The organism is Microbacterium sp. BWT-B31, from assembly GCF_041379855.1.
In the GTDB taxonomy this organism is placed as follows: domain Bacteria; phylum Actinomycetota; class Actinomycetes; order Actinomycetales; family Microbacteriaceae; genus Microbacterium.
Genome location: NZ_JBFECU010000009.1, coordinates 1 through 16,467 on the forward strand (window position 1 = coordinate 1; position 16,467 = coordinate 16,467).

At 66.4% G+C, this 16,467-nt stretch carries 20 protein-coding genes, 4 tRNA genes and 1 pseudogene; 17 read left to right on the forward strand and 8 right to left on the reverse strand.

Features of this window, described 5'->3' with window-relative positions:
• The 6 genes and pseudogenes from AB1K54_RS10570 to AB1K54_RS10595 form a co-directional block, all read right to left on the reverse strand.
• Positions 1-214, reverse strand: a pseudogene (locus AB1K54_RS10570) (hypothetical protein); the annotation flags it as partial.
• A gap of 518 nt (positions 215-732) precedes the next feature.
• Complete coding sequence (locus AB1K54_RS10575; protein ID WP_371202714.1) at positions 733-1,695, reverse strand: IS3 family transposase; 963 nt, start codon at positions 1,693-1,695, stop codon at positions 733-735.
• Positions 1,605-1,889 (reverse strand): transposase, encoded by a 285-nt coding sequence (locus tag AB1K54_RS10580; protein WP_371202715.1) that lies wholly within the window; start codon positions 1,887-1,889, stop codon positions 1,605-1,607. Before AB1K54_RS10580 ends, AB1K54_RS10575 begins: the two co-directional genes overlap by 91 nt.
• 146 nt (positions 1,890-2,035) lie before the next feature.
• Positions 2,036-2,107, reverse strand: a tRNA-Val gene (locus AB1K54_RS10585).
• A 26-nt stretch (positions 2,108-2,133) separates the two neighbouring features.
• A tRNA-Cys gene (locus AB1K54_RS10590) sits at positions 2,134-2,204 on the reverse strand.
• 67 nt (positions 2,205-2,271) lie between these two features.
• Positions 2,272-2,344 (reverse strand) — tRNA-Gly (locus AB1K54_RS10595).
• Positions 2,345-2,502: 158 nt separating this feature from the next.
• On the opposite strand from AB1K54_RS10595, the gene AB1K54_RS10600 reads away from it, so the two are divergent.
• The 5 genes from AB1K54_RS10600 to AB1K54_RS10620 all read left to right on the forward strand — a co-directional run bounded on the left by AB1K54_RS10600 (position 2,503) and on the right by AB1K54_RS10620 (position 5,811).
• Positions 2,503-2,575 (forward strand) — tRNA-Val (locus AB1K54_RS10600).
• 38 nt (positions 2,576-2,613) lie between these two features.
• Positions 2,614-3,504, forward strand: coding sequence for a hypothetical protein (locus AB1K54_RS10605; protein WP_371202716.1), 891 nt, complete (start codon positions 2,614-2,616; stop codon positions 3,502-3,504).
• A 162-nt stretch (positions 3,505-3,666) separates the two neighbouring features.
• Entirely contained in the window at positions 3,667-4,002 is a 336-nt protein-coding gene (locus AB1K54_RS10610) for a PadR family transcriptional regulator (RefSeq protein WP_371202717.1), read from the forward strand.
• The gene (locus AB1K54_RS10615; RefSeq protein WP_371202718.1) at positions 3,999-4,652 is read left to right on the forward strand and encodes a hypothetical protein; all 654 of its coding nucleotides are present in this window, start codon (positions 3,999-4,001) and stop codon (positions 4,650-4,652) included. Before AB1K54_RS10610 ends, AB1K54_RS10615 begins: the two co-directional genes overlap by 4 nt.
• 40 nt (positions 4,653-4,692) lie before the next feature.
• On the forward strand, positions 4,693-5,811 hold the full coding sequence (locus AB1K54_RS10620; protein WP_371202719.1) for an FAD-dependent monooxygenase: 1,119 nt from the start codon (positions 4,693-4,695) through the stop codon (positions 5,809-5,811).
• Between the two features lie 15 nt (positions 5,812-5,826).
• Here AB1K54_RS10620 and AB1K54_RS10625 read toward each other — a convergent pair whose 3' ends face one another.
• Positions 5,827-6,387: a TetR/AcrR family transcriptional regulator gene (locus AB1K54_RS10625; protein WP_371202720.1), complete on the reverse strand. Its 561-nt coding sequence runs from the start codon at positions 6,385-6,387 to the stop codon at positions 5,827-5,829.
• Between the two features lie 84 nt (positions 6,388-6,471).
• Between AB1K54_RS10625 and AB1K54_RS10630 the strand changes: the two genes are divergently transcribed.
• Entirely contained in the window at positions 6,472-7,209 is a 738-nt protein-coding gene (locus tag AB1K54_RS10630; protein ID WP_371202721.1) for a hypothetical protein, read from the forward strand.
• A 28-nt stretch (positions 7,210-7,237) separates the two neighbouring features.
• On the opposite strand, the gene AB1K54_RS10635 is transcribed toward AB1K54_RS10630, so the two are convergent.
• Positions 7,238-7,648, reverse strand: a complete 411-nt coding sequence (locus AB1K54_RS10635; RefSeq protein ID WP_371202722.1) for a hypothetical protein — start codon at positions 7,646-7,648, stop codon at positions 7,238-7,240.
• Between the two features lie 107 nt (positions 7,649-7,755).
• Here AB1K54_RS10635 and AB1K54_RS10640 point away from each other — a divergent pair, with 107 nt between their 5' ends.
• The 11 genes from AB1K54_RS10640 (at position 7,756) to AB1K54_RS10690 (ending at position 16,399) form a co-directional block, all read left to right on the forward strand.
• Positions 7,756-8,025, forward strand: coding sequence for a hypothetical protein (locus AB1K54_RS10640; RefSeq protein WP_371202723.1), 270 nt, complete (start codon positions 7,756-7,758; stop codon positions 8,023-8,025).
• Positions 8,022-8,246 carry a type II toxin-antitoxin system RelE/ParE family toxin gene (locus tag AB1K54_RS10645; RefSeq protein WP_371202724.1) on the forward strand — a complete coding sequence of 75 codons (225 nt, stop codon included), beginning with the start codon at positions 8,022-8,024 and terminating at the stop codon, positions 8,244-8,246. The genes AB1K54_RS10640 and AB1K54_RS10645 overlap by 4 nt, the downstream gene beginning before the upstream one ends.
• Positions 8,247-8,591: 345 nt before the next feature.
• Positions 8,592-8,915: a hypothetical protein gene (locus AB1K54_RS10650; RefSeq protein WP_371202725.1), complete on the forward strand. Its 324-nt coding sequence runs from the start codon at positions 8,592-8,594 to the stop codon at positions 8,913-8,915.
• A gap of 254 nt (positions 8,916-9,169) precedes the next feature.
• The gene (locus AB1K54_RS10655) at positions 9,170-10,180 is read left to right on the forward strand and encodes a DctP family TRAP transporter solute-binding subunit (protein WP_371202726.1); all 1,011 of its coding nucleotides are present in this window, start codon (positions 9,170-9,172) and stop codon (positions 10,178-10,180) included.
• A 55-nt stretch (positions 10,181-10,235) separates the two neighbouring features.
• The gene (locus AB1K54_RS10660) at positions 10,236-10,838 is read left to right on the forward strand and encodes a TRAP transporter small permease (RefSeq protein ID WP_371202727.1); all 603 of its coding nucleotides are present in this window, start codon (positions 10,236-10,238) and stop codon (positions 10,836-10,838) included.
• On the forward strand, positions 10,835-12,316 hold the full coding sequence (locus AB1K54_RS10665) for a TRAP transporter large permease (protein WP_371202728.1): 1,482 nt from the start codon (positions 10,835-10,837) through the stop codon (positions 12,314-12,316). The genes AB1K54_RS10660 and AB1K54_RS10665 overlap by 4 nt, the downstream gene beginning before the upstream one ends.
• A gap of 31 nt (positions 12,317-12,347) precedes the next feature.
• Entirely contained in the window at positions 12,348-13,118 is a 771-nt protein-coding gene (locus AB1K54_RS10670; RefSeq protein ID WP_371202729.1) for an SDR family NAD(P)-dependent oxidoreductase, read from the forward strand.
• A 127-nt stretch (positions 13,119-13,245) separates the two neighbouring features.
• Positions 13,246-14,178, forward strand: a complete 933-nt coding sequence (locus tag AB1K54_RS10675) for a PPC domain-containing DNA-binding protein (protein ID WP_371202730.1) — start codon at positions 13,246-13,248, stop codon at positions 14,176-14,178.
• 18 nt (positions 14,179-14,196) lie between these two features.
• Positions 14,197-14,424, forward strand: a complete 228-nt coding sequence (locus AB1K54_RS10680; protein WP_371202731.1) for a lipoyl domain-containing protein — start codon at positions 14,197-14,199, stop codon at positions 14,422-14,424.
• 8 nt (positions 14,425-14,432) lie between these two features.
• Positions 14,433-15,413, forward strand: a complete 981-nt coding sequence (locus AB1K54_RS10685) for a thiamine pyrophosphate-dependent dehydrogenase E1 component subunit alpha (RefSeq protein ID WP_371202732.1) — start codon at positions 14,433-14,435, stop codon at positions 15,411-15,413.
• A complete protein-coding gene (locus tag AB1K54_RS10690) occupies positions 15,410-16,399 on the forward strand; it encodes an alpha-ketoacid dehydrogenase subunit beta (RefSeq protein WP_371202733.1) in 990 nt (329 codons plus the stop codon). The genes AB1K54_RS10685 and AB1K54_RS10690 overlap by 4 nt, the downstream gene beginning before the upstream one ends.
• Positions 16,400-16,467: the final 68 nt, after the last annotated feature.

The following is a 16,467-nucleotide window of genomic DNA, read 5'->3' on the forward strand; positions in this document are numbered from 1 at the left end:
GCACCCCGTCCAGCGACGCCTTCAACTCGCCCGAGATCGCATCGGTGCGACCCTTGAACCGGTCGAAAGCGGAACGCCCCGCACCCTGGAAACGGCCCTCCAACGGCTCAGCCGCCTCCAACAACTTCCGCACCAGCAGCGACAACTCATCACTCGAACCACTCGTCGCCTTCGACAACACCGACAGCGTGTCGGCTCCCATCGCAAACTTCATCCGAACCCTCCGCCTCCGGTGATCGTCGACACTTCGTCGAACGAGAAAACTCCTCCAGGCTAACCCGGCCCACCCAATATGGGATGGAGACAAATCCCCATGTGCCAGCTGCGGCGTCCGAGTGCGAGCCCCTGGTACACGACGCAGGCGCCGGATGCCTCGCCAAGAACGTCCAGGATCGCCACGCCGATCGCCCTTCGGGCGGCCACGGCGTGTACGCGTCGGTCCACCACGAGACATCCGCATGGGGTTCTGTCGCACGGCGAAGCGGCTGACCGGAATGTCGAGGGGAGTCAGAACGTCACCCTCGCGTCAGCCCACACCCCGATCGGTGGGGTACTTGTCGGGGATCCGCAAGCACACGCGCCGGTCGAGTTCGGCAGTGAGCCCGGTGAGGTCATCGAGCCGGCGCGATCAGCTCATTGTTGCAGTCGACCGCGCCCTGGTCCTCGTGTCGCTCCTTCGTGACATACGTCGGGGAGCCTGACCCGGTTTCCCGGACGGTTCTTGTGTGTTGATCATGCCGCGATCTCGGTGGCGGCGTGAAGGGTTTCGTAGTCGGCGGGGCTGAGGTCGCCGAGGCTGGTGTGCCGGCGGCGTGGGTTGTGGAAGCCCTCGATCCACTCGAACATCGCCGAGGCGAGCTGGCTCCTTGAGTCCCCGTTCGTGGGGTCCAGCAGTTCGTGTTGCATCGTCGACCAGAAGCTCTCGATGAGGGCGTTGTCGACGCTGGACGCGACTCTGCCCATCGATCCGAGTAGCCCGGCCTGCCGCAGCCGGTGCCCGAAGAGCCAGGACGTGTAATGCGCTCCACGATCCGCGTGGACCACGGTTCCGGGCTCGGGGCGAGGACGCCAGCGGGCCATCTCGAGCGCGTCGACGACGATCTCTGCGGTGATCCGGTCACTGATCGACCACCCCACGATCCGTCGCGAGTAGGCGTCGATCACTGCGGCGCAGTAGACCCATCCGTCTCTCGCGCGGTGTTGTGTGATGTCGCAGAACCAGAGCCGGTTCGGGGCGTCGGCGCGGAACTGACGCTTCACGAGATCCTCATGCGTTGCCGTGTCCGGCTTCCAGCCGCGGCGCTTGCGGCGATGTGAGACCCCGACCAGCCCGTCGACACGCATGAGCCGGGCGACGCGTTTGCGGCTGACGTGGACGCCGAGCCCGAGGCGCAGTTCCGCGAGCATCCGTGGTGCACCGTAGGTCTCGCGGGAGTCGGCGTGGATGCGCCGGATCGTGGTCGTCAGCTCCGCGTCCGCGACCGCCCGCGGTGACGGCGGTCGCGTCAGCCAGTCGTCGTAGCCGGAGGTCGAGACGTTCAGGAACCGGCAGGCCACCGCGACAGGGATCCCGCCAGCGGCGAGCTCAGGGACCAGCCGGAACCCTATTTTGGGAGGACGTTCTCCCTGGCGAAGTACGCCGACGCGCGCTTGAGGATCTCGATCTCCATCTCCAGCACGCGGTTGCGGCGACACAACTCGACGAGCTCCTTGTGCTCGTCGGTCGTGACACCGGCCTTACGGCCGGGGTCAACCGCGTCGCGGTTCATCCAGTTCCGCAGGCACGATTCGCTGATCCCAAGATCGCGGGCGGTCTGCGCGACAGGGTTGCCTTGCGCGACCAGGTCCAATGCTCGACGCCGAAACTCCGGCGGGTGGGCAGCAGGCATCTCACGGACTCCTTCCGAGACGATCATCGCCTCAACTCAGGTGTCCAGGAAACCGGGTCAGGCGCCTTCCCCGTATCTTCCCCACAGTGCGATCAGCGCGGCTAGCAAATGCAAAAAACCCCTGATCTCTCAGGGGTTTTCGTCTGTGCGCGATACTGGGATCGAACCAGTGACCTCTTCCGTGTCAGGGAAGCGCGCTACCGCTGCGCCAATCGCGCCTGGAAAGGCTATTCAGTTGTCGGCGAGGTGGCGACGGGATTCGAACCCGTGTAAACGGCTTTGCAGGCCGGTGCCTAGCCGCTCGGCCACGCCACCGCGTGTGGTTTGACCCCACGTGCCGTGGCCCTCTTCTGGACTCACCAGAAGCCGACCCCTGCACTCGAGCGGATGACGAGACTCGAACTCGCGACCCTCACCTTGGCAAGGTGATGCGCTACCAACTGCGCTACATCCGCATTTCGTTCCCGTGGCTCTCGCCCCGGGCACTTGGAAAACTCTATACGAGATTGGCCTACGTGCAAAACCAGACGCACCCCGCGCGTGTCATGCAGGTGTGGTTCGAGGCGGGGCCCGGCATCCGGTAGGATCGTTTCTCGTGCCCCTTCGGGGCCACGGGCGATTGGCGCAGTTGGTAGCGCGCTTCCTTCACACGGAAGAGGTCATCGGTTCGAGTCCGGTATCGCCCACAGCGGAGAACCCCGAGCGCGATCGCGCCGACCGCGGCTTGGTCGCCGCGACCCAGGCCGCGCACGAGTCCGTCGCTGGACTCGCCGCCGATGGGCCGGTGCGCCTCGTGAACGCCGAACGCGCCCGCCTGATGGAGCAGATCGAGCGTGCCGATCGTGCGACTGCCTGGTGGAAGCAAGCGGCAGCGGCCCTGGGGCGTCAGGTGCGGGAGCAGCGGGTCGAGGCCGACCAGCAGGAGGCGATCGTCACCGCAGCAGAGGCGACTGCTGCGCGGGTGCGGAAGGAGGTCGCCACACCACTGATCGAGCAGGCCACCGCAGACGCCACCGCCCGCCTCGCTGCACAGGATCGGATGTGGGCGGCATCGGCCGCACACGGGACCGCTCGGCGAATCGGCAGGCGTCGCACCGCCCGCGCGGTTGCTGGCGCCAACGAAGAACACAACACGGTTGAGACGGCAGGGCGGGCACGCTGGCATTCCCTGCCTGAGACGGAGGCAGGGGTCGAGGCATGGGCCACATCCATGGCGCACCGCGAGGCTGACGCCGACCCTCGCGTGACCACGGCGCAGGAGCGGGCAGCCGAGGCTCGGCAGGAACAGCACCAGCTCACCGCCAGGCAGATGCAGGAGCGCGCGGACCTCCGCGGCCAGGTGTTCGGCGACCGCAAGCCGAGCGATCCCCACGCGCAGGCCGCGCGGTGGCAAGAACGCGCCGAGACCGCCCGTCGTGACCTCACCGCGATCGAGGCCCTGCCAACCGTCGAGGCGGCGCAGCTCATCCGCACCCGCGCCGCCCAAGAGCAGGCGGCGCGCGAAGCCGCCGAGCATGCTCTGGCCGAACGGAGGGCGCGCGCCGCGCAGCTCGACTTCACTCCTCGCACGCGCGGCCACGGGCCGACCCCGCCCAGCCGAGGACTCGGACTGTAGGCCGATAGCGTTCTGGTGCCCGACGGCTCCCAGAGAAATGATCTCCGTGCCTGAGTTGTCGATGCTCGCGGGCTGGAAGCCCCGCGCAACCAGCGGCATCGCCGCGATCGCTCAATCACCAGGCATCGCCCTATACCTGGCATTACCGGGTATAGTCGAAGCGTGAGCGCCGATGACCGGGTGACGACGAATCTCCGCAAGGGGGTTCTGGAGTTCTGCGTGCTCGCGCATATCCAGGCCGGTGACGCCTATGGCTTCGAGTTGGCCCGTGTGTTGGAGGCAGATGGGCTGATCGCCGGGGAGGGCACGCTCTACCCGCTGTTGACGCGGCTGCGTTCCTCCGGGCTGGTCGAGACCAGGTGGGTCGAGTCGGACGCCGGCCGGCCTCGGAAGTACTACACGCTCACTCCCGTGGGCGTGGCGCAGCTCGAAGCGTTCCAGCGTGCCTGGATTCCGCTTCGGGACGCGGTGGATCAGACCATGAGGAGGTCGTCATGACGAACGCACTCGCATGCTCCGCTGCGGCACAGGCCTGGCTGGCGGAGGTCGAACGGCGGATCGGATCGCTGCCCGCCGCCTACCGCGACGACATCTTGGGAGGGCTGCGCGCCCATCTGGACGACTCCCTCGCCTCGGGGCTCAGCGAGGCCGACGCCTTGGCCCGGTTCGGCGATCCGCGCACGGTCGCTGACGGCGCGCTCCAGCAGTATCAGCAGGACACCGGCATCGACCCCGGGCCCCGCTACTTCACCGTCAAGCGGTGGCTCCAGTTCATCGTCCTCGCCCTCGCGCTGGCCGCGGTACTGGCGATCGCATTGCTGCCGAACTATATCCAGGTCAGCCAGACCACCGGCAGTGACGGCACGGATCAGGAAGTGATCGGTTCGGCCACCGTCCTCCAGGTTGTCGGCCTGTGGTTCCTGCTCGTGCTGGCGATCCCGATACTGCTCGCCCTGCTGCCAATCCTCGCCACGGGGAGGGCATGGCAACCCCTGTCGATCGTCTCCGCTGTGCTGCTGGGCATCTTCGCCGTCGTCGGCTCGCTGAGCATCGGCTGGTACTTCCTGCCCGCCACCCTCGTCGCGATCATCGCCGCCTGCCTCCCCACTCGACCACGACGCAATCGGACGACGGGGCGCGCTGCATGAGCCTCAGCCCCACCCCGCGAAGAACCCGATCGTGAACGCGATGCGTATCGCGGTGATCGGTGCCGGGATCGGCGGGCTGACCGCCGCTGCCGGGCTGGGCGCGGACGGGCACGAGGTTGTCGTCTACGAGCGCCGCGACGAGCCCGGCGCGGTCGGCGCTGGCCTGACCCTGTTCGGCAACGCATTCGGTGCGCTCGACGCGATCGGCCTGGGCGACTCGGTACGCCAGGTGAGCAGCGATGCGATCGCTCGGATGCGTGCGGGACAGCGCACACCGTCCGGTGACTGGCTCGTGTCGATGCCGTCCGCGATGGTCCCGACGCTGCGCAGCCTGCACCGGGCCGAGCTGCACCGGGCTCTCGTGGAGTCTCTGCCTGCCGGGAGCCTCCGGCTCGGACAGAGCACCACGGTCGCTGGAGACGGCGAGCCGGTCGTGCGCCTGGACGGAGCCGAGGAGCGGTTCGATCTGGTGATCGCGGCCGACGGGCTCCGCAGCGACGCCCGTGCACTGCTCGGGCTGGATCGCGGCGTGCGCTACGCCGGATACACGGCCTGGCGCGGCGTCACCGGATCAGGCGTCGATGTGGAAGGCGAGGCCGGCGAGACGTGGGGGCGCGGGCGCATCTTCGGCATCGTGCCGCTGCCGGATGAACGGGTCTACTGGTTCGCCACCGAGTCCACGACCGCAGGCCAGCACGCCGACGATGAGCGCGAGGCGGTGCGGGAGCGGTTCGGGAACTGGCACCGGCCGATTCTGGCGTGCATCGACGCGACACCGCCAGGCGCGGTGCTCCGTCACGACATCTACGACCTCGCCCGCATCCCGGCATCGTTTGTCAAGGGCCGGACGGTGCTGCTCGGCGACGCCGCCCACGGCATGACCCCGAATCTCGGGCAGGGCGCGGGACAGGCGATCGAGGACGCCGCCACCCTGACCCTCCTGCTGCGAAGCGGCGAGCTGGACGCGGCGCTGTCCCGGTACGACGAACTGCGGAAGAAACGGACTCAGGCGATCTGGCGGCAGTCACGCCAGATGGGGAAGGTCGCGCAAGCCTCCCATCCGATCGGCGCGGGTATCCGTGACGCGCTGCTGCGGGCGACGCCGCCCCGGTTCATGGGACGGGCGACGCAGAGCATCCAGCGGTGGACTGAGCCGTAGGAGGCAGCGCCGGGTTCAGGGCGTGTTCGCGGGGATCCCGGCGAAGTAGGCGCTCAGCACGCGGGCGGCGTCGATCGGTGCGGCCCTGGCCGTGCGGTACATCAGGAGCGCGTCGATCAGGCCCACGAGGTCGGGGGCGTGCGCGGCGGGATCGGCCACGCCGATCGCCCGCAGTAGCTTCTCGGCCTCGGCGGTCAGCGGTGCCCGCACCGGGGCGTGCGCGGTGAGCGTGTCGCGCAGCTCGTCGTCGTCGCGCAGCTCGAACATCAGGGCGAAGCGTGCCGCCTGCGCGTCCTCGCGGCGGGCCATGTGGTCGAGGACGCCCGCGGCCACATGGACGGCCTCGGCGCGGGTGAGCACGGCCGGAACGCTCGCCCCGTCGAGGTCGGCCTGGGAGCCCTCGGAGAGCCGACCTGTGACGAGGGCGATCAGGTCGCGGCGGGTGCGTGCGTAGTAGGACGTGGAGCCGCGGGGAAGGCCGGCCTCTGCGTCGACCGCGAGGTGGGTCAGGGCGTGGACGCCGCCGCGCGCGATCAGTCGCACTCCCGCGTCGGCGATCTGCTCCCGTCGCGTCACGTTGCCCTCCCGTTGGCTTGTCCTCTACGATCTTAGAGACTCTATGATCGTAGAGGTTTTGCGAGGAGAGCGAAGGAGAGCAGGATGCGGGTAGCGGTCGTGGGCGGCGGAGCATCCGGCAGCGCGATCCACCGAGCACTCGGCGAGCGTGGAGCGGACCCCGAGCTGTTCTCCCGCACCACCGGGTTCGACGTGCTCCGCGACGACGCGACCGCACGCCTGGCCGACGCCGACGTGATCGTGGAGGCCACCGGCCGGTTCACGATCAGCCGCCGCGCGGCGACCGACTTCTTCACCCGCTCGACCCGCGCCGTCGCCGCAGCCGCCCGCGCTTCCGGTGCGCGCCACATCCTGCTCTCGATCGTGAACGGCGATCTGCCCCAGGTGCAGGGCTACGGCTACCTCGCGGGCAAGACCGCGCAGGAGCGCGTCGCCCGGCAGGAGAGCCCGGACCTGACGATCGTGCGCTCGACGCAATGGTTCGACTTCGCCGGGCAGAACCTCGACCGGATGAAGCTCGGCCCATTCGCGATCGTGCCCGCCATGACGATCCAGCCCGTCGCACTCGACGCCGTGGCCGACGTGATCGCGGACGCCGCGACCGGCGCTCGGCTTGGTGTGCTCCACGAGGTCGCCGGCCCCGAGGTCACGACGCTGTGGGACATGACCACACAACTCCCCGACAAGCGCGTCACCCCGATACCGCTGCGCATCCCCAGCCGCTACGGGCGAGCGTTCCGCGACGGGACGCTCCTGCCCGCACCCGGCGTCGAAGTGATCGGCCCTCACTACGCCGACTGGCTCAACACCCGAAGCGCCTGAGCACAGGCCTTGCCCGCGCGGACGCGGCCTAGGCCTGTGGCGGCCGACGCTTCTGCTCCTGCGCGGAGCGGAACCACCGCCACAGCGCGGGAGCGGTGGCGAGCAGGAAGATGGCGAACACGGTTTGGTTCACGACGCCGAACAGAGGATTGCCGCCGATAGTGAAGAAGACAGTCCAGTTCACGGTGATGTCGGCGAGGATGACGACGAGGCCCAGGGCGATGCCGGCGCGCTTCCGAAGCAGGAGGAGCAGCAGCGTCAGGGGGTCGAGGACGGTCAGCGAGAGCCAGAACACGCGCAGCGTGGGCGGAAACTCGCTGTAGGTGTCGGCTCCGCCCACGATCAGGTCAAGGACATGACTGGCCGTGCCGATGAGGAAGCCCGTGATCCAAACGACCAGGATCACCAGGCGGAGGCGATCAGCGGTCGAAGGCGACATGCTCACAGACTAGGAGAGCCAGGATCGTCGGCGTCCTCCAGGCTCGGAGTCAGGACTTGCGGCGGTGACCCTGGGAGAACGGCGGGTTGCTGCCGTAGAGTTGACGCATGACTCCAACCGTTGCAGAAGTGCTCGACGCCGCCAAGGCGCTCCCGCGCGCCGAGCGAGCGGAGATCGCGCAGGAACTGCTCTCCACGCTCGGCACCGCGGATGTCTCGGATGAGGCGCGGCTCACGGCACTCCGAGCAGCCGTTGACGCCGGTATCGCCAGCCTCGACGCTGGCAAGGGCATCCGCATCCCGGCTGGTGGTCTGCGGGACTACCTGCGAGAGCGCGGACGGCTGGCGACCGAGCGCGCCGACGCCAAGACCGCGTGACGTTCGACCTCGACCTCGCCCCGGAAGCCGAGGCGGACATCGACGACATCCTGGAATGGTCGGTGACACAGTTCGGTGCGGCGGTCCGCAACGGATACGAAGCACTCATCGACGTGGCTATCCTCAGCATCCTGGACAACCCGAATCGCGCCGGCTCGCACGATCGCACCGACCTGGGGCCGCGGAATCCGCACCCTGCATCTGGCGTCGAGCCGGGATGACGTCAGCCAGGACGTACGAAGGATCGCCAGCCCCCGTCACTTCGTGGTCTACCGTCAGGTCGAAGGCGTGATCCAGGTCGTCCGTCTGCTCCACGAGGCGATGAACCTGCCCGAGCAGCACATCCCCTGACGCGCTGAACCGCTCACCCCGAAATCACCCCGACGACGGCTTCAAGGGTCTGTGAGCCACCCGGAGGCCCCGGAGAATCAGGGGAACCCGCGACCCGGGCGCCTTCACACGGAAGAGGTCATCGGTTCGAGTCCGGTATCGCCCACCACACAGAGCCCTTGGCAGCACGCCAGGGGCTCTCGGCTTCTTGCAGGGGTCGCCTCTGTTGACCCGGGGTGCGGCCAGAGTCTTCGCACGCGCTCGACACGCTCAACACCGCGGCATCCAATGCCCCCAACGAGCGCGCCAAGAAACTCCCCGACACAGCAGCTTCGGCGCCGCGCCCACGCGCCGCCATCAACGCCGCGCTCGATGCGATCCGCACCCGCCGCGACCTGAAATGGGGCGTGCCCGCAATGCTCCTGACGGGGCCCTACCTCCTGGCGGGTCGGAACTTCACCGCGATGGTCTGCGCGGATCGGATCGTCGAACGCTGCGCCGTCCGTCTCTTGGAACCGTGGGGTATTCGTTCGATCGCGAAATTCATCACGGTTTCGTAACGAACGATTGCGCCACAACCGCGTCGTTCTGCGGGATCGGCTTTCCCGCGGGAATGGTTTGTCGATCCCCACCGCTTGCGCACGACTCACTCGCTTGCTCTGGTTCTACCAGAGCGTTAATAATGGCGTAGTAGTGCTCGGTGATGCACCATCGCCGAGCAACGCGAGCAGGCGCCCAACGTCGCCGTCTCACTACCCAGCCTCGAAGGAAACAACAATCCAACGAGGTGCGATATCTCAAGGAGGAGATCACGTTGAAGAAGACCACCACCGTGGCGCTACTCACAGCTTCCGTACTTGCGCTCACTGCGTGCTCAGGCGGCACTCCAACCGGAGACAGCGTCGATAACGAGTCCTACAGCTGGGACATGACGATCACCGTGTCGGAGACCTCGACCTGGTGGGCAGGCGCCGAGAAGTTCGCTGAACTCCTCGATGAGAAATCGGACGGCCGTATCACGCTCAACATCTTCGCGAACGAGCAGCTCTCTGGCGGCGATCCTGCGGCTGGCGTCGAGATGCTCGCGAACGGCGACAAGGCCTTCTCCTACAACTCGCCGATCATCTACTCGGGTATCGATCCTCGGTTCTCCGCGATCACCGCGCCATTCCTCTATGCGGATTACGACGAGGCGGACGCGTCCATCGCTGGCGGCGGCGCCGAGGCGTACCAGCAGCTCACCCAGGAGATGGGTATCAAAATGCTCGGCTTCGGAGAGTCGGGGTTCCGCCAACTCACCAACAGCAGGCACGAGGTCACCACGCCGGACGACGTCAGGGGCTTGAAGCTCAGAGTTGCAGGCTCCGAGCTCTTCCTCGACATCTACAAGCAGCTGGGATCCGATCCCGTCACCATGAATTTCTCCGAGGTCTTCACCTCACTGCAGAACGGCACGATTGACGGACAGGAGAACCCCTTCGATGTGATCTACTCGAACGGCCTGATGGAGGTCCAGGAGTACCTCACGGTCTGGAACTATGTCTACGATCCGCTGATCCTCGGTATGAACCTGGATCTCTACGAGAGCCTGAGCGACGAGGACCAGAAGCTCATCGCAGAGGCCGCCGCCGAGGCGAACGCCTACCAGATCGCGCTGAGCCGCGACAACGAGGCCGAGCAACTCGCCGAGATGAAAGAGCGGATGACGGTCACCGAACTCACGGCCGATCAGCTCGCAGTATTCCGTGAGGCCATGCAGCCCGTCTACGACCTGCACGCCGACAAGTGGACGGCAGAGGTCGCCGAGGCCGTTCGGCCCAAGTGAAGCGCTCCGTTCGAGGGGCGGTGCTGCCCACCGCCCCTCGAGGAGTCGGATAGCCATGCTTGATCTGATCCTGCGGAGGCTGGAGACCGCGATCATTGCGATCACGTTCCTCTTCATCACGCTGTTGGCATTCGCCAATGTGATCGCGCGGTACGTCTTCCACGCTTCCTTTTCGTTCACCAGCGAGCTGCTCATCAATCTCGCTGTGCTGCTGACCATGGTCGGCGCCTCCGCCGCAACACGGCTTGGCACCCATCCCAGCTTCAGCCTGCTCCGCGATTCCACTCGCGGGGCGCTCCACAAGATCATCATCGCCCTCGTGTGCGCCGGCATGCTGGTCTTCTTCTTGATCCTGATGTGGCTCGGATTCGAGACCGCGATGAAGCAGTTCGACTCGGGCCGCCTCACACCCGCTTTGCAGATGCCTCAGTGGCTTTTCTCGATGGGCCTGCCGTTCGGTGCTCTGCTGGGCGCCATTCGCAGCGTGCAGGTCGCGGTCATCGCGTTCCGCGGCGGCGAGGCGTTCAAAGGTGAGGAGGCGGAGGCGCTCGAGACAGTCGAAGCCTTCGAACAGGCCGAGGCTGCCACCACCCGAACGCCCGCCCCTCCGTCCACCCCACCGACCAAGCGCGATGCGAAGAAGGGAGATTGCTCATGATCGAGCTCGTACTCTTCGGAACCTTCGTCGTCTGCCTGTTCCTTGGTGTTCCGGTCGCGGTGTCGATGGGCCTGTCGGCGTTCGCCACGATCGTCTTCACCAGCGGCGTGAAGGCGCTCGCCCCCGCCTCAAGCATCCTGTACGCGGGGCTCTCCTCCGAGACGCTGCTGGCGATCCCCTTTTTCATCCTCGCCGGCGTCATCATGGAACTCACCGGCATTTCGCGACGCCTGGTTGAGTTCGCGGACGCCTGCTTCGGGCACATGAAGAACGGCATCGCCCTCACTGCGATCCTCACCGCCCTGCTCTTCTCCTCGATCTCTGGCTCTGGCCCCGCGACGGTGGCGGCGATCGGCGGCATCCTCATCCCCGCGCTCGCGAAGCACGGATACAGCAAGCGTCACTCGGCGTCGCTCGTCGCGACCTCGGGAGAGCTGGGGATCATCCTGCCTCCGAGCATCGCCTACATCGTGTTCGCCGTCGTTGCCGCCGACTACGCCGGACCCGGCGTCGGCCGCGTGACGATCGGCCGGCTCTTCATGGCGGGCGTCGTACCTGGTCTGACCCTCGTGGTGGTGCTCTACCTCATCGCCCGGTTCCTTCCGCGCGACATGGAGATCGCCAAGGTGAATGCCGCAGCACACCTGAGCCAAGCGATGGGCGAGAGCACCAGGCGACAGAAGCCGACTGTCACCGCAACCGGCGCTATCGCGAGCACGGCGGACGACACCGGGCTGCTGACCATGAGCGAGGTGACTCCCGAGAACGCCACCTCTGGCGGCGAGATCGGCATGCCCGTCAAGCGCGCGCGAGCGAGCGTCGTGTTCAAGACGTTCCTGCGCGCAGTGCCGGGCCTGCTGGTGCCCGTCATTATCCTCGGCGGCATCTACGGCGGCATCTTCACGCCGACGGAATCCGCCGCGGTTGCCTCGGTATACGCCCTTGTGGTGGGCCTCTTCGTGACCCGCGAACTGAAGCTCTCCGAGGTGTTCAAGATCTTTACCACGGCGGGGGTGATGTCGGGGCGGATCATGCTCATCATCGCGTCGGCGACGCTTTTCGCCTACGTGATTACGCGGAACCAGATCGCGCGTCACGTGGCCGACTGGATGCTGAATCTGACCGACAGCATCGTGCTGCTCGTGCTCATCGTCAACCTTGCGCTGCTCATCGCGGGCATGTTTCTCGACGCGATCTCGGCGTTCTACCTCTTCATCCCACTCTTCGTGCCGGTGCTCCTCGAACTCGGTATGGACCTCACGACCATCGGCGTCATGATGACGATGAACCTCGCGATCGGCCTCATCACGCCACCGGTGGGGATCGACCTCTTCGTGGCGGCGAGCATCGCCAAGATCTCGTTCGGCGAAGCGGTGAAGGGCATCATCCCCTTCGTCTTCTCGGGCGTCGTGGTGCTCCTGCTCGTCACGTTCATCCCTGCCCTGAGCAACTGGCTGCCAGACCTGCTCGGGCTATGACGTCTCAGATTCCCAAGGAGTGAACAGCACAATGCCACAAGAACTCTCCGGAAAGGTCAGCGTCGTCACCGGCGGGGCCGGGGGTATCGGCGCGGCGATCGCGGAAGAACTGGCCTCTCGCGGGTCGGATGTCCTCATCATTGACATGATCGACGCGGTTGATACCGCCGACAGGATCGCGGATCGGACCGACGATGCCGTCCGGGTGCGCAGCGAGGTCGTCGACATCAGGGATCGCGCCGCGGTGCGAGCCTGCCTCGACGGTCTCGTTGCCGACTGGGGGTCGCTCGACGTGCTCGTGAACAACGCTGGCACCGCCGGTCGACTGAGCCTCGAGGACATGACCGACGAAATCTGGGAACGCGACATCAAGACGAACCTCACCGGCACCTTCCTGATGACCCAGAGTGCGGTCTACCCGCACATGAAGACAGCCCGCTCTGGTGCGATCGTCAATGTGAGCTCGATCTCGGGCATCATCGGCGGCGCCAACTCCGGGGCTGAGGGAGCCGCGGCGCGGACGGGGCCGGCTTATGCCGCCTCGAAAGGTGGCGTGATCGCCTTCACACGATGGGTAGCGAAAGAGGTCGGCCCGCTAGGGATCACCTGCAATACCGTCGCCCCCGGCCCAGTGGAGACCTCCATGACACGGGGGGTGCCATACCCCGTCGAGGCGCAGGCCATCAAGCGCATCGGCCGGCCGGAGGATGTCGCGGCAGCTGTGGCGTTCCTCGCCTCACCGGGAGCCACCTATGTGACGGGCGAGACGCTCAAAGTCTGTGGAGGCACTGCTATCGGTTGAACCCTCCATCGGCACCCCGGTGGTGCGCTCACCATCTCCGCGCGCACCACTGGCCACAGCCCCGCACCAGGGGCGACACCGTGGACTCCCCCACCTCCCCGAAGTCACGAACTGTAAGGAGGCTTCGATGCAACCACTCGTGCATCCCGGCCCGCCCACCCAACCTCGGATCATCTCAGCAGCCGTGCGCACGCGACGCAGCGTCTGCGATCTGCAGCCGAACCGGCCCCTCGTCGACCAACTCCACGAGGCGTTGGCTTCGCTCGGCTCGGACAGCGGCTTCGCAGAGATCCACGGCGGCGACTACGCGCCTCTGAGCTACTGCATTCCCGACGTCGGGACAGAGGAGCGGGCGCTGAGCTTCTCCGACACCCGAGCGCGAGAGCGCGCCCACCTGATCTACGGGTCTGTCACGCTCGGTCTACGCGAAGAGACGCCCTACATGCACAGCCACTGCTTCTGGCAGGCGCCCGACGGGAGCTACGAAGGCGGGCATGTGTGGCTCGAAACCGCGGTCGGCGAGCCCCCTCCGTTCGTCACTGTGACCGCCATTTTCGACGCGCAGTGGCGAAGCGCGACTGATCCGGAGACAAGAATGCCGGTGTTCACGCCGGTGGAGCGGAGGACAGCCATGGGAACGCAGGACAGCGGTGACGTCGACACGATCATCTCGCGCGTGCTCCCGAACGTCGACATCACCGAAGCGCTGCTGGAGGTCTGCCGCAGAGCAGGATTCGAGCGGGCCTCAGTGCGAGCCGGTCTCGGGAGCCTCGCCGGAGCAACTTTCGTCGACCGCGCAAGCGGCAAGCAGATCTCGGTCGACGGTCCAGCAACCGAAGTCATCGCCCTCTTCGGCGATGTGCGGACCGTCGACGGGGAGCCGGCCGCGCGCTTGAGCTGCACGTTGGTCGACCGCCACGGGGAAATGCGCGCAGGTGAACTAATGCCCGGAGAGAACCTCGTCGCGGCGACGTTCGAACTCACCGTGCAGCGCATCGACCCCTCTACGCGGACGGTGCAGTCGCAGCCGACCCCTACGGAATACAAACCCAACAACTGACGAGCAAGGAGAAACAGCATGGATGTGAAACTCACCAAGGACTTCCTCGGCGACGAAGAGGACGCCGACCTCGTGGAATGGCTCATCGACGACGGCGCGACCATCACCGAGGGCCAAGAAATCGCGATGATCGAAACGTCGAAAGTCGTGACTGAACTCACCGCACCCATCGGCGGCGTCATCTCGCTCAAGAAGCAAGCAGGCGAACTGGTCGAACTCGACGAGACCATCGCTACGATCCAGTGAGGACCGGGATGTCGAGCTACGTCGCAACACAACAGGGCCTCGCCGGACTTGAACTCATGGCGAAGATCCGTGAGTTCGAGCGCCGCATGCCGCTGCTGTCCGAGGAGGGCTTGATCCGCGGATCCACACACCCCTCGCTCGGGATGGAGGCGGTCGCCGTCGGCGTCTCCCTCGCCCTCACGGAGGACGACGCGATCGCGAGCAACCATCGCGGACACGCACACACGCTCGCCAAGGGGGCGGACTTCGGTCGCACCATGGCTGAGATCCTTGGGCGATCCGATGGCTACTGCGGAGGCAAGGGCGGATCGATGCACATCGGGGTGAAGGAGATCGGCGTTCTCGGAACCAACGGGATCGTCGGCGCCGGGATCGGCATCGCCACCGGTGCCGCCCTGGCGGCGAAGCAAAAGGGGGACGGCACTGTCGCGGTCTCGTACTTCGGCGACGGTGCCTCCAACCAGGGTGTGCTCGCGGAGGCCTTCAACCTCACGGCGATCTGGCGTCTTCCGGTTGTCTTCGTGCTCGAGAACAACCACTATGCGCAGTCCGCGTCGATCGAGGAGATGATTGCACAGACCGACCTCAGCCAGCGCGGCGAAGCGTACGGCGTGCCCTCGGTGAACGTGGACGGAATGGACCTACAAGCCGTGTTCGAGGCGGCGGAGGCCGGGGTAGCGCGCGCCCGTGCAGGCGAGGGACCGAGCTTCCTCGTCTGCGACACCTACCGGTATCTCGGCCACATGGCCGGCGACACGGAGATCTATCGCAACGCGGCCGAAGTCGAGGCGGCGAAGACCAAGGACCCGATCGCGAACCTGCTCGCTCGGCTCATTGAGCAGGGCGTCATCACCCAAGAGGAGTGGGACACCACGACCGCGAGGATCTTCGAGGAGGTCGAAGCGGCGGAGCAGTTCGCACGCAACTCACCCTTCCCGAACCCGACCGAGGCCTTCACCGACGTGTACTCGAAGGGAGCGCGCGCATGACCGCAGAGACGAAGAACATGGTGACGTGGCGATCGCTCAACACTGCCCTGCATGACATCCTGGATGACACCCCCGAAGCGTTCGTGCTTGGTGAAGACATCACCACTTGGGGCACGGGTGGCGGAATCTACGGTGTCACCCGCGGGCTGCTCGAAAAGTTCGGACGCGACCGCGTGCTCGACACCCCGATCAGCGAAGAGGTGTTGCTCTCTGCCGTCTCTGCCGCCGCCGCGCGCGGCACAAGGCCGATCCTCGAGATTATGTACTCCGACTTCTCGTTCCTCGGCTTCGACGGGATCATCAATCAGGCCGCCAAAGCGCGGTACATGTTCGGCGGCCAGTTCGATACGCCACTCGTCATCCGAACCAACGGCGGATCGGGCATCGGCAAGGCGGCGCAGCACTCACAATCGCTGGAGACCCTGTTTGCCCACATTCCTGGCCTCGAGGTCGTCGTGCCGGGAACTCCAGGCGACGCCTACGGCCTGCTGCGGCACGCGGTGACGACGGACAACCCGACGATATTCCTGGAACACAAGAACCAGTACTACGACCGGGGTCCCGTCGACTTCGCCCCGATCCCCTTCGGCCGGGCGCGCGTCGCACGCGAGGGCCAGCACGCGACCGTCGTCGCGACCCAGCAGATGCTCGCTCGCTCGTTTGCGGCGGCCGAGGAACTCGCTGCGGACGGAATCGAGATCGAGATCATTGACCCGAGAACGCTTTACCCGCTCGACATGGACACGATCTACGCGTCCGTCGGCAAGACCAGACACCTCGTCGTCGGTCACGAGGCCGTGCGCGACTTCGGCTGGGGCGCGGAATTCGTCGCTCAGACGGTCGAAGCGGCCTGGGACAAGCTCGACGCCGCGCCTATCCGAGTCGGTGGAGCGCGAACTCCGATCCCGTACTCTCCGCCGCTTGAAGAGGCTGTGATCCCGTCGAAGGACGACTTCGTGACTGCGGTCAGACGCTCGCTCGCGTGAGCGCACGGTCTGAACCCACTGGGAGGGTGGAGGCCGCCTCTCCATCCCGAACTCGCTCGAAAGGCGAT

Excerpts from the sequence above, each read along its gene's own strand:
- AB1K54_RS10635 (WP_371202722.1), bottom strand. The coding sequence starts at position 7,648 with ATGTCGCCTTCGACCGCTGATCGCCTCCGCCTGGTGATCCTGGTCGTT.
- AB1K54_RS10615 (WP_371202718.1), top strand. The coding sequence starts at position 3,999 with ATGACGAACGCACTCGCATGCTCCGCTGCGGCACAGGCCTGGCTGGCG.
- AB1K54_RS10665 (WP_371202728.1), top strand. The coding sequence starts at position 10,835 with ATGATCGAGCTCGTACTCTTCGGAACCTTCGTCGTCTGCCTGTTCCTT.
- AB1K54_RS10685 (WP_371202732.1), top strand. The coding sequence starts at position 14,433 with ATGTCGAGCTACGTCGCAACACAACAGGGCCTCGCCGGACTTGAACTC.
- AB1K54_RS10640 (WP_371202723.1), top strand. The coding sequence starts at position 7,756 with ATGACTCCAACCGTTGCAGAAGTGCTCGACGCCGCCAAGGCGCTCCCG.
- AB1K54_RS10630 (WP_371202721.1), top strand. The coding sequence starts at position 6,472 with ATGCGGGTAGCGGTCGTGGGCGGCGGAGCATCCGGCAGCGCGATCCAC.
- AB1K54_RS10580 (WP_371202715.1), bottom strand. The coding sequence starts at position 1,889 with ATGCCTGCTGCCCACCCGCCGGAGTTTCGGCGTCGAGCATTGGACCTG.
- AB1K54_RS10670 (WP_371202729.1), top strand. The coding sequence starts at position 12,348 with ATGCCACAAGAACTCTCCGGAAAGGTCAGCGTCGTCACCGGCGGGGCC.
- AB1K54_RS10660 (WP_371202727.1), top strand. The coding sequence starts at position 10,236 with ATGCTTGATCTGATCCTGCGGAGGCTGGAGACCGCGATCATTGCGATC.
- AB1K54_RS10680 (WP_371202731.1), top strand. The coding sequence starts at position 14,197 with ATGGATGTGAAACTCACCAAGGACTTCCTCGGCGACGAAGAGGACGCC.
- AB1K54_RS10675 (WP_371202730.1), top strand. The coding sequence starts at position 13,246 with ATGCAACCACTCGTGCATCCCGGCCCGCCCACCCAACCTCGGATCATC.
- AB1K54_RS10620 (WP_371202719.1), top strand. The coding sequence starts at position 4,693 with ATGCGTATCGCGGTGATCGGTGCCGGGATCGGCGGGCTGACCGCCGCT.
- AB1K54_RS10690 (WP_371202733.1), top strand. The coding sequence starts at position 15,410 with ATGACCGCAGAGACGAAGAACATGGTGACGTGGCGATCGCTCAACACT.